The following is a 10,847-nucleotide window of genomic DNA, read 5'->3' as shown; positions in this document are numbered from 1 at the left end:
CCAGGTGGTGGCGGCGGATGCCTGGGGTGGCGCCCTGTCCATGACCACCACGGTGGAGAGCTACTTCGGCTCCCACCTGATGGTGAAGGGCTTCATGCTCAACAATCAGCTGACGGACTTTTCCTTCGTGCCGCGGGAGAAGGGCCTGCCGGTGGCCAACCGGGTGGAGCCGGGCAAGCGACCGCGCTCGACCATGTCGCCAACCCTGGTGTTCGACCGCCAGAGTGGCGAGCTGCTGGCGGCCCTGGGCTCGCCGGGCGGTTCGCAGATCGCCGGCTATGTGGTCAAGACCCTGGTCGGCTTGCTGGACTGGCAGCTGGATCCCCAGGCGGCTGCGGGCCTGCCGAATTTCGGCAGCCGTAACGGCCCCACCGAGCTGGAGCGCGGCGAGACCACCCCGGCCTTGCGCCAGGCACTGGAGCAGCGTGGGCACCAGGTACGCGAAGACGAGATGACCAGCGGCATCCAGGTGATACGCCGAATGGGCTCGGGTTGGCAGGGCGGTGCCGATCCGCGGCGGGAGGGCGCGGCGCTGGGGGATTAGGCCGGCGTCGGAAGGCGATAGCCCCTCACCCCAACCCTCTCCCAAGAGGAGAGGGGGCGGTTTGCCGGGGTGGGGACGTCAGGCGCAGGGATGGCCCGCCAGTGGGCCATCCAGGTGGGGTCAGGCCGGCTGGTCGAGTTGCAGGACGCGGGTGGTGCGCTCGCGCACTTCGCGCAGCAGTTCGGGCTCTTCCGCCAGCTTGTGACCGAAGGCCGGGAACATCTTGCGCAGCTTGGCCTGCCAGTCCTCGCTCTGGAAGCGGCTGGGGAAGCAGCGCTCGACCAGGGTCAGCATGATGGACACCGAGGTGGAGGCACCCGGGGAGGCGCCCAGCAGCGCGGCGATGGTGCCGTCGCCGGAGGCGACGATCTCGGTGCCGAATTGCAGCACGCCGCCTTTCTGCGGGTCCTTCTTGATGATCTGCACCCGCTGGCCCGCCACTTCCAGACGCCAGTCCTGCTTGCGCACGGCCGGGTAGAAGGCCCGCAGTTCCTCGACACGCTGGTCGAAGGACTGCAGCACCTGGCCGACCAGGTAGCGGGTCAGCGGCATGTTGTCCCGCGCCACGGCGAGCATGGGGCCAATGTTGCCCGACTTGATCGACTTGGGCAGGTCGAGGAAGGAGCCACGCTTGAGGAACTTGGTGGTGAAGCCGGCGAAGGGGCCGAACAGCAGGGACTTCTTGCCATCCACCACGCGGGTGTCCAGGTGCGGGACCGACATCGGCGGCGAGTTGACGCCGGCCAGGCCGTAGACCTTGGCCTGGTGCCGTTCGACGATGTGCGGATCGTCGCAGCGCAGCCACTGGCCGCTCACCGGGAAGCCACCGTAGCCGGCGCCCTCGGGGATGCCGGACTTCTGCAGCAGCGGCAGGGCCGCGCCACCGGCGCCGAGGAAGACGAACTTGGCGATCAGGGTGCGGGTGGCCCCGGAACGACTGTCCTCGATGGTCAGGCGCCAGCGCTGGTCGGCCTCGCGGGTCAGGTCCACCACCTTCTGGTTGTAGCGGACCTGGGTGCCGGGACGGGTCTGCAGGTGACCGAGCAGGCTCATGGTCAGGGCGCCGAAGTTGACGTCGGTACCCCCGGCCACATGGGTCGCGGCTACGGCTTCGGTGGCCGGCCGGCCTTCCATCACCAGGGGCATCCACTCGCGCAGCTTGGCGTGATCCTCGGAATACTCCATGCCGTCGAAGCAGGCGTGGTCCTTGAGGGCCTCGTAGCGCTTGCGCAGGAAGGCCATGTCCTTGGCGCCATGGACGAAGGACATGTGCGGCACCGGGCTGATGAAGGCGCGCGGCGAGCCGAAGTGGCCTTCCTCGACCAGGTAGGACCAGAACTGCTTGGAGGCCTCGAACATGCCGTTGATGCTGAGGGCCTTGGTGATGTCGATGCTGCCGTCCGCCTTTTCCGGCGTGTAGTTCAGCTCGCAGAGGGCCGCATGGCCGGTTCCGGCGTTGTTCCAGGGGTTGGAACTCTCCGCCGCGCCTACGTCGAGCAGTTCGAGCACCTCGACGGTGCTCGTGGGCTCCAGTTCCTTGAGCATGACCGCCAGGGTCGCGCTCATGATTCCCGCGCCGACGAAAACGAAATCCGACTCTTCGTTACCACTGTGCATTCATCGTACTCCTGAGACAGTGTCTCGCTTTACACCTGAGGGAGAGCGGGCGTCGGAGCCCGCCCTCGAGTTGGGCAACCCCGGGCTGACCGCGAACGGCCGGGCAGGGGTGAGCAACCGGTAGGGCATGGCAGTCAGTTGCGACAGCGGCCGTCCGGCAATGTTCTGGTTTGTTGAGTGGGGAGCAAGGGTCCTGGCGGACCGGCGGCGGCCGGTACCAGGCGGGGAGATCAGGATGCGACAGGGAACCCGTCGAGCGTGCCGGAAGGGGGCGCTACGTGTTACGAGACGTGGCAGGAGACCCCTGGTCTCCCGGCGCAAACGATAGGTGATGATCGCGGCGATCCTGGTCGAGTACCCGTTTCGGTGCGAAATGATACCTAGGGTAACTGCTTAGGGCACCCTCTATTTTATTCGTGTAGTGGGTGTCGCGACCCACTACACGAACCTCGTCTCAGCCGTTGATGCCCTGGCTGCGCAGGTAGTCGTCGTAGCTGCCGCTGAAATCCACCACCCCGGCCTCGCTCATGTCGAGGATGCGGGTGGCCAGCGAGGAGACGAATTCGCGGTCGTGGCTGACGAAGATCAGGGTGCCCGGATAGTTTTCCAGCGCCAGGTTCAGCGCCTCGATGGATTCCATGTCCAGGTGGTTGGTGGGTTCATCCATCACCAGCACATTGGGCTTCTTCAGGATCAGCTTGCCGAACAGCATGCGACCCTGTTCGCCACCGGAGATGACCTTGACCGACTTCTGGATGTCGTCGCTGGAGAACAGCATGCGACCCAGGGTGCCGCGCACCATCTGTTCGCCGCCCTGGGTCCACTGACCCATCCAGTCGAACAGGGTGACGTCGTCGGCGAAGTCCTCGGCGTGGTCCTGGGCGAAGTAGCCCACGTCCGCGCTGTCGGTCCACTTCACCTCGCCGCTCTGCGGCGCCATCTCGCCCACCAGGGTGCGCAGCAGGGTGGTCTTGCCGATCCCGTTGGGGCCGATGATGGCGACCCGCTCGCCGGCTTCGATCTGCAGGCCGAGACGCTTGAACAGCGGGGTGCCGTCGAAGCCCTGCGTGACGTTTTCCAGGGTCACCGCCTGGCGGTGCAGCTTCTTGTACTGCTCGAAGCGGATGAAGGGGCTGACGCGGCTGGACGGCTTGACCTCGTCCAGCTGGATCTTGTCGATCTGACGCGCCCGGCTGGTGGCCTGCTTGGCCTTGGAGGCGTTGGCCGAGAAGCGGCTGACGAACTGCTGCAGCTCGGCGATCTGGGCCTTCTTCTTGGCGTTGTCCGACAGCAGGCGCTCGCGGGCCTGGGTGGCCGCGGTCATGTACTCGTCGTAGTTGCCGGGGAACAGGCGCAGTTCGCCGTAATCCAGGTCGGCCATGTGGGTGCAGACGCTGTTCAGGAAGTGGCGATCGTGGGAAATGATGATCATGGTGCTGTTGCGGGCGACCAGGATGCCTTCCAGCCAGCGGATGGTGTTGATGTCCAGGTGGTTGGTCGGTTCGTCGAGCAGCAGCAGTTCCGGATCGGAGAAGAGCGCCTGGGCCAGCAGTACGCGCAGCTTCCAACCGGGGGCGACGGCGCTCATGGGGCCGAAGTGCTGGTCCTGGGGGATGCCCAGGCCCAGCAGCAGTTCGCCGGCACGGGCTTCGGCGGTGTAGCCGTCGTATTCGGCGAACTGGACCTCCAGCTCGGCCACGGCCATGCCGTCGTCTTCGCTCATTTCCGGGAGGGAATAGATGCGGTCGCGCTCGGCCTTGACCTTGGCCAGCTCGGCATGGCCCATGATCACGGTGTCGATGACCGTGCAATCCTCGTAGGCGAACTGGTCCTGGCGCAGCTTGCCCAGGCGCACGTTGGGCTCGAGCATCACCTGGCCGCCAGTGGGTTCCAGGTCACCGCCGAGAATCTTCATGAAGGTGGACTTGCCGCAGCCGTTGGCGCCGATCAGGCCGTAGCGATGGCCGTTGCCGAATTTGACGGATACGTTCTCGAACAGCGGCTTGGCGCCAAACTGCATGGTGATGTTAGCGGTGGAGATCAAGGGGGGTACCTGTAGGGGTTTCAGACCGGAGCTCGCCTGCGACCCGAGCCGGCGGGCGGCTTGGGCGGGGCGTTTCGATCGGATGGGCAGAGCTCCAGCGGGCAGGGTCGAGGGGTCGCGACGATGCGCGGCGGCCTGGCTGGGCTGCGGTAAAGGCGGGCGGCGCCCGACATGCCGCCTATTGTGTCATAGCTGCGAGTTCCTTTGTACGGGGCGGGCGGCGGCCGGGTGTCGCTGGACTAGCGGGCGGTCGGGTCGGGGGTGCCAGGCCGGGGTACCACTTTCCAGATCGCTTCGGTCAGCTGATCCAGTGTCCACGGCTTGTGCAGAAAGGGCACCCCGGACGGAATGTCGTTTCTCAGGCCGGCGTAGCCGGACATCAGTACGAAGGGCACCGCGGGCCAGCGTTCACTGACGATCTTCGCCAACTGGACGCCGTCGATCACGCCCGGCATCCGCACGTTCGACACCACCACATTGACCTGCTGCCAGTGCAGCTCGAGAAACTGCAGGGCGGCATCGGCAGTGCCGAAGGTCTCGACATGGAAGCCTTCCTGCTTGAGGACCTCGCGGACCAGTGCCTGGAGCAGCAGTTCGTCCTCGGCCACGACGGCGAGCAGATTCGGGGTGCTGGCGGAGCGGGTCGGCGTATCCATAGGCAGGCAGTCTGGAGTGGAGAAATACCTGAAGTCTAGTCAGCCTTGGGCCAGGCTGCTGGCCAATGGCCCGGATCAGCACTCAGCTTTTTTAGGGATGAGCCTCTAGGTCCAGGCAGCTGACTCGCGCGAAGGCTCTGGCAAGGGGTCGACGCCGCTTGGCAGTCGGGCGACGTGCGGTAAGCGTCAGGATGAAACATCTGGCGCCGCCGACCTACTAACCTCTGAGACCGACCGGCACAGGAGCCACGGCATGATCCTTTCTCTTTCTCCCGCGCCCGATACCACGTCCCCGCTCGCCCTCTGGCTGGGTGGCGATCAGGCACCGCTGAACGATTCCGACATGGCTGACGAGGAGATCGATACCGAGATCCCCGACGAAGTGGTCGAGAACCTGACCGAGCCGGCCAAGCCGCCAGCGCCGATTCCGGATCCCGGTCCGCTGTAGGCGCGCATCCGATTTCACCTGCGGTCAGGCCGGCGTCAGGTCAGGGCGTTCGCGCAGCGCCCGGTGATAGAGCAGGGCGCTGAGCCCCAGGCCAGCCAGGGCCATGAGGCCGGCGAAGAGGAAAATGGCGCTGAAGCCGAAGCCATTGGCGATAGCGCCGGCCAGTGGACCGGTGATGCCCAGGGCCAGATCCAGGCACAGCGAATAGGCGCCCAGGGCGGCGCTACGGTTGGTCGGGGGAACCTTGACGATGGCTTCCACACCCAGGGCTGGATAGACCAGCGACAGCCCGAACCCGGCCATGGCCGCGCCGATCAGTGCCATCTGCGGCGTGACCGCCAGCCAGAGCAGCAGCAGACCCAGGGTCTCGACGGTGAAACAGGCCAGGGCGACCCGAAAACCACCCAGCTTGTTGATGGTGCCGGCGAACAGCAGTCGCGCGCAGATGAAGGCGGCGCCAAAGGCGGTCAGGCAAAAGGCGGCATTGGGCCAGCCGTTGCTCGCGTAGTAGAGCGTGACGAAGGTGGCGATGGCGCCAAAGCCGATGGAGCTCAGCAGCAGGCAGAGGCCAAAGGGGCTGATGCGCCAGAACACCTTGTGAAAGGGCAGTCGCTCACCGGGAATCACCGGTGCCGGCTCCTTGTTCCAGGCCAGGGCCAGACCCAGGGCGCCAAGCAGCGCGATAGCCACGCCCAGGCTCCACAGGCCCAGACCCGCGACCATGGCCACGCCCAGGGGGGCGCCCAGGGCCAGGGCGCCATAGGCGGCGATGCCATTCCAGGAGATTACCTTGCTGACGTGCTGCATGCCGACGCTGCCCATGCCCCAGCTCAGGCAGCCAGTGCCTATCATGGCCTGGGACATGCCGAGAATGATCCTGCCGACGATCAGTAGGCCCAGGCTGAGGCCAGGCACGCTTTGCAGCGAGGTGGCCAGCAGGGTGAGCACGCCACAGGCGACGCAGCCAAACAGGCCGTAGATCACCCCGCGCTTGGCGCCGATGCTGTCGGCCAGCTTGCCGGCCAGGGGGCGGGTGAAGAGGGTGGCGAGGTACTGGATGCTGATCGCCAGTCCCGCGATGACCGAGCCGTAGCCGAGATCGTCGTGCACATAGCCCGGCAGGATCGCCAGCGGCAGGCCGATCGCCAGGAACAGCAGGAAGCTGAAGACGACGATGGAAACGATACGCAGCGTGACGGCGAGGGAGCTGGCGGCTGGGGCGGTCGTGGTCATGGCTGTTCTCGAGAGGACTCGTCGAAACGGCAGAGGAGGCGAACGCTGAGCGCCAGGCCTGCCAGCGCGGCCAGCGCGGCGCAGAGAAAGCTCGCGGCATAGCCGAAATGGGTGGCCACGGCCCCGATCAGCGGACCGGTCACCGCCAGGGAGAGGTCGATGAACACCGAATAGCCGGCCAGGGCGGCACCCCGGTTGGAGGACGGCACCCGCTGCACCGCCTCCACGGCCAGCGCCGGGAATACCAGCGAGAAACCGATGCCGGTGAGCGCCGCGCCTACCAGGGCGGTGGTCACGCTGGGGGCCAGCCAGAGGACGGCCAGGCCGACGGCTTCCACCGCCAGGCTGACGATGGCGACACGAAAGCCACCGTGGCGATTGATGGCGTTGGCGCAGACCAGGCGTACCCCGATGAAGAAGGAACCGAACACGGTCAGGCATAGGGCCGCGCCGCTCCAGCCCTGACTGGCGTAATAGAGGGTGATGAAGGTTGCCAGGGTGCCGAAGCCGATGCCGCCCAGCGCCAGGCCGAGCCCGAAGGGCAGGACCCGGCCCAGCACCGTGGTGAAGGGCAGGCGCTCGCCGCGGACCGGGACGATGGGCGGGCGGGGCTTGGCGATGCGATAGCCCAGGGCGGCCAGGCCGATGATGCTGACACCCATGATCCACAGCCCCAGGGTATCCACCAGCACTACGCCCAGCGGCGCGCCTATGGCCAGGGCGCCATAGCTCGCGACGCCGTTCCAGGAGATCACCTTGGCGGTGTTGGTCGGACCGACCCGACCGATCGCCCAGGAGATGGCGCCGGTCCCCGAAAGGCTTTCGGCGCAGCCCAGCACCAGTCGGCCGAGCAGCAGGGCGACGAGGCTGACCCAGGGCCAGGCCTGCAAGAGCACCGACGCCAGCATCAGCACGCCGCTGAGCCCGCAGCCGAGCATGCCGTAGAGCACCGACTGCTTGGCGCCGACGGTGTCGATGATGCGGCCGGCATGGGAGCGCGAGAACAGCGTCGCCAGGTACTGACTGCTGATCACCAGGCCGGCGATGATGGAGTTGAAGCCCAGCTGGTCGTGCACATAGCCCGGCAGCACGGCCAGGGGAATGCCGATGGTAAGGTAGGCGATAAAGGTGAAGAGCACCGTACCCAGGGTGATGCGGGTGGCCAGAGCGGGTGAGGGTGCGGGCGGTAGGCTGGCGGTCGACATCGGACTCGAGAGGTTGTCTGACAATGTGGGATAGATTGCTTTCGTCCGGTAAAGGTCACATGCGATGACATTTTTTGTCCACGCTCGAGAGGGAGCGAAGCGGGCGCCAGGCACTGGCTGGGGTGGTCTGCTGCTGTTGGCCGCGTGGGTGGCCTTGCCCGGCTGGGCGGCGGAGCGGATCGAACTGCGCATCGGTGGGCAGCGCCTGGCCGTCGAGGTGGCGGCGACACCGGCGCAACGGGCCCAGGGATTGATGGGGCGACCGCCACTGGCTGCTCGCGAGGGCATGCTGTTCGTCTTCGCTGGGGATGACGAGCGCTGCCTGTGGATGCGCGATACCCCCAGCGCGCTGGCCGCCGCCTTCATCGATGCCAGCGGCAGGATCCTCAACACGGTCGAGATGCTGCCGCTGACCGATACCCGGCACTGCTCGAGGGCGCCGGCGCGCTATGCGCTGGAGGCCCAGGCCGGCTGGTTTGCGGCGCGTGGGATCAAGCCGGGCGAATCCGTACAGGGATTGGAAGGAGTGGCGCGTGCATCCCGGTGAGCGCGTGTAATTGAAGTATTTTATTATTTAAAAGTCATTCAAAAACATGAGCTTGAGAGATTATTTTAGTGTTGAGTCTAGGTATTTTGTGAGAAATCACTTTAAGTACAGAGTAGCGCTCGAAACGCAGTCGGCATCTGTATCCAGGTGACTCGGCAACTGCCCTCTACCCACGAAGGCGATGACGCCGTCCGTTGCTTCCTACCGTTTTCCGCCAAAGAATCAGCCAGGCGATCGCTAATGGATCCAGGCCTCGACACGCCGGTTCTTGACCCGGCCATTGGCTGACAGCCCGGCAACCGGCAACTGGTCACCCAGGGAGAGCACTTCGCTAGCGAACGCCTGCTGATGGCGCAGCGCCGTGGCCACCGCGGTGGCCCGCAGACGCGCCAGCAGAGATGCCCGTGCCGGATCCTCGGTGGCATCGTTGAAGCCCACCAGGATCAGCTGCCGGTTGGCGTTCTCGGGCTGGCGCATGAAGGCGGCCAGCCGCTCGACATCGCGCAGCGCCTTGTTGTCCAGACGTGCGCTGCCGGCGGTGAAGCGGAAGTTGACCGTGAGGCGCTGCGCCCGGCGCGCCAGCTCGCTGTAGGCCGGGGGCATGCCGCGGGTGTCGCCTATGGTCAGAGGCTCGATGCGCTGGGCGACGAAGCCGCTTTGCTGCACCACCGCCTGGCCCGCCGGGGTCTGGCTGAATTCCAGCAGGCTCCGCGTCCAGTCCGAACGCTGGGCCGGCGGTGCATAGAGAAAGAGGCGGCGGGCGAGTGGATAGTCTTCGGTGGCGATGCTGGCTTCGCTGGGGGCGATGGCGCGGCCTTCACCGTCGCGCAGGGCGAGCTTTGGCGACCCGGCAGCCGCCGCCAGGCTGGTGAAGCCTATGCCGGCGGGGTCGTCGGCCACCCGCTGCGCCAATTCCTCGTTGGACTCGAAGCGCCGGGCGGCGGCGCTCAGGCGTTTGCCAGCCGGATTCAGGACCAGCTCGCGAAAGGTGTCGTAGGTACCCGAGCGGTCATCCCGCGCATAGATCCGGATCGGGCCGGGCGTGCCGCCCAGTTGCTGCCAGTCGCCAACGTCGCCGGAGAAGGCCTGCGCCAGCTGCTGCAGATCGAGTTGCCGCAGCGGATTACCGGGATGCACGATGATCGCCAGACCATCCAGGCCGATGACGTATTCCGCTTCCTTGCTGCGCAGGTCACCCAGATTGGCCAGGGCACTCACTTCGCTATCGGTGATGGGGCGCGAGGCCGCGGCGAGATCGGTCGCGCCCGCGGCTAGGGCGGTAAAGCCGGTACTGGAGCCATGGGCCGCGATCTGCACGGCCACGGTATTGCCCTGCGGGGCTCGGGCCATCAGGTGCCATTCGTCCATGACGGCGGTGGGCACCACCTGTGGATCCCGATAGCCGCGTTCGGCGAGCAGGGCCGCGACCAGACGTGGCCCGAGCCGGGCATTGATGGTGTTGGAGCCCTGCAGGCGCAGGAGGATGGTCGTGGATTCGCTGGCCAACAGGGGTGAGGGCAGCAGAGGAAGCAGGGTCGCGAGCACCGCTCGCCGCAGAAAGGCGCGGCGGAATACCGGGGCGGAGCAATTCATGGGTCGGCCTCGAGCCTAAAGGCGAGGCCGACACCTTAGGCATGCCGCATGACGTCGATGTGACAGCCGCTCACGCCAATTCCAGCCAGATCGGCGCATGGTCGGAGGGTTTCTCCATGCCGCGGATCTCGTAGTCCACCCCGGCGGAGACGATGCGCTCGCGCAAGGCCCGCGAAGCGAGGATGGTGTCGATGCGCAGGCCGCGCTTGGGTTCGTCCTCGAAACCGCGGCTGCGATAGGGGAACCAGCTGAAGCGATCGTCGACTTCGGGATGCAGATGGCGATAGCTGTCGACCAGACCCCAGCCCAGCAGCCGCTGCATCCATTCGCGTTCTTCTGGCTGGAAGCTGCAGGCGCCGGTACGCAGCCAGCGCTTGGCATTGGCGGCGCCGATGCCGATATCGCGATCCTGGGACGAGATATTGAAGTCGCCCATCAGCAGCAAGGGCGTGTCCGGCGAGAAACGTTCTTCAAGTAGATTCTGAAGATCCGCGTAGAACTTCCTCTTGCCAGGGAATTTTGTCGGATGGGCGATGTTCTCGCCTTGGGGAAAATACCCGTTCATGACCACCAGCGGCTGACCCTGGCGGTCGGTGAAGACGCCATAGATGAATCTCTTCTGGGACTCCTCGCCATCGCCGGGAAAGCCCTTGTGCAACTCCAGGGGCGCCAGGCGCGACAGCAGGGCCACGCCGTAATGACCCTTCTGGCCATGGTAGTGCACGTGATAACCCAGGGCCTCGACCTCGGCCCGGGGAAACTGGTCATCCGAGACCTTGGTTTCCTGCAGTCCGATCACATCCGGCTCATAGCGTTCGATGATGGCAGAAAGTTGATGAGGTCTTGCGCGCAAGCCATTGATATTGAAGCAAACTACCTTCATGACGCCCTCCCTAAACGTGGATGGCCCTAGCCTAGCAGAAAGCCTGTCGCCGAAGCGGCAGCCAGGCGAACCCTGGC

At 65.9% G+C, this 10,847-nt stretch carries 10 protein-coding genes; 3 read left to right on the top strand and 7 right to left on the bottom strand.

The window, feature by feature from the left end:
• Positions 1-544, top strand: a 544-nt coding sequence (locus DBY63_RS22700; protein WP_177411491.1) for a gamma-glutamyltransferase, incomplete at its 5' end; no start/stop codon positions are given.
• 120 nt (positions 545-664) lie between these two features.
• Here the strand turns inward: DBY63_RS22700 and mqo are convergent.
• The 3 genes from mqo to DBY63_RS22680 form a co-directional block, all read right to left on the bottom strand.
• Positions 665-2,161 carry a malate dehydrogenase (quinone) gene (mqo, locus tag DBY63_RS22695; protein ID WP_044343209.1) on the bottom strand — a complete coding sequence of 499 codons (1,497 nt, stop codon included), beginning with the start codon at positions 2,159-2,161 and terminating at the stop codon, positions 665-667.
• A 454-nt stretch (positions 2,162-2,615) separates the two neighbouring features.
• Positions 2,616-4,205, bottom strand: coding sequence for an ABC-F family ATPase (locus DBY63_RS22685; RefSeq protein WP_027599464.1), 1,590 nt, complete (start codon positions 4,203-4,205; stop codon positions 2,616-2,618).
• A 239-nt stretch (positions 4,206-4,444) separates the two neighbouring features.
• A complete protein-coding gene (locus tag DBY63_RS22680) occupies positions 4,445-4,861 on the bottom strand; it encodes a response regulator (protein ID WP_027602230.1) in 417 nt (138 codons plus the stop codon).
• A 253-nt stretch (positions 4,862-5,114) separates the two neighbouring features.
• Between DBY63_RS22680 and DBY63_RS22675 the strand changes: the two genes are divergently transcribed.
• A complete protein-coding gene (locus DBY63_RS22675; protein WP_007158427.1) occupies positions 5,115-5,309 on the top strand; it encodes a hypothetical protein in 195 nt (64 codons plus the stop codon).
• 24 nt (positions 5,310-5,333) lie between these two features.
• Here the strand turns inward: DBY63_RS22675 and DBY63_RS22670 are convergent, their stop codons facing one another.
• Both DBY63_RS22670 and DBY63_RS22665 read right to left on the bottom strand, forming a co-directional pair.
• The gene (locus DBY63_RS22670) at positions 5,334-6,542 is read right to left on the bottom strand and encodes an MFS transporter (protein WP_027599461.1); all 1,209 of its coding nucleotides are present in this window, start codon (positions 6,540-6,542) and stop codon (positions 5,334-5,336) included.
• Positions 6,539-7,747: an MFS transporter gene (locus tag DBY63_RS22665; protein WP_027599460.1), complete on the bottom strand. Its 1,209-nt coding sequence runs from the start codon at positions 7,745-7,747 to the stop codon at positions 6,539-6,541. Before DBY63_RS22665 ends, DBY63_RS22670 begins: the two co-directional genes overlap by 4 nt.
• Before the next feature lie 136 nt (positions 7,748-7,883).
• Here DBY63_RS22665 and DBY63_RS22660 point away from each other — a divergent pair, with 136 nt between their 5' ends.
• Positions 7,884-8,294, top strand: coding sequence for a DUF192 domain-containing protein (locus DBY63_RS22660; protein WP_256594503.1), 411 nt, complete (start codon positions 7,884-7,886; stop codon positions 8,292-8,294).
• Positions 8,295-8,531: 237 nt separating this feature from the next.
• Here DBY63_RS22660 and DBY63_RS22655 read toward each other — a convergent pair whose 3' ends face one another.
• Complete coding sequence (locus DBY63_RS22655) at positions 8,532-9,887, bottom strand: substrate-binding domain-containing protein (protein ID WP_108582857.1); 1,356 nt, start codon at positions 9,885-9,887, stop codon at positions 8,532-8,534.
• Positions 9,888-9,957: 70 nt separating this feature from the next.
• The gene (xthA, locus tag DBY63_RS22650; RefSeq protein WP_108582858.1) at positions 9,958-10,770 is read right to left on the bottom strand and encodes an exodeoxyribonuclease III; all 813 of its coding nucleotides are present in this window, start codon (positions 10,768-10,770) and stop codon (positions 9,958-9,960) included.
• Positions 10,771-10,847: the final 77 nt, after the last annotated feature.

Origin of the sequence: Pseudomonas sp. RIT411 (assembly GCF_003057735.2) — a bacterium.
GTDB lineage: Bacteria > Pseudomonadota > Gammaproteobacteria > Pseudomonadales > Pseudomonadaceae > Chryseomonas > Chryseomonas oryzihabitans.
The sequence above is the reverse complement of the archived record's forward strand: the minus strand, read 5'-3'. Positions and strand labels throughout refer to the sequence as shown.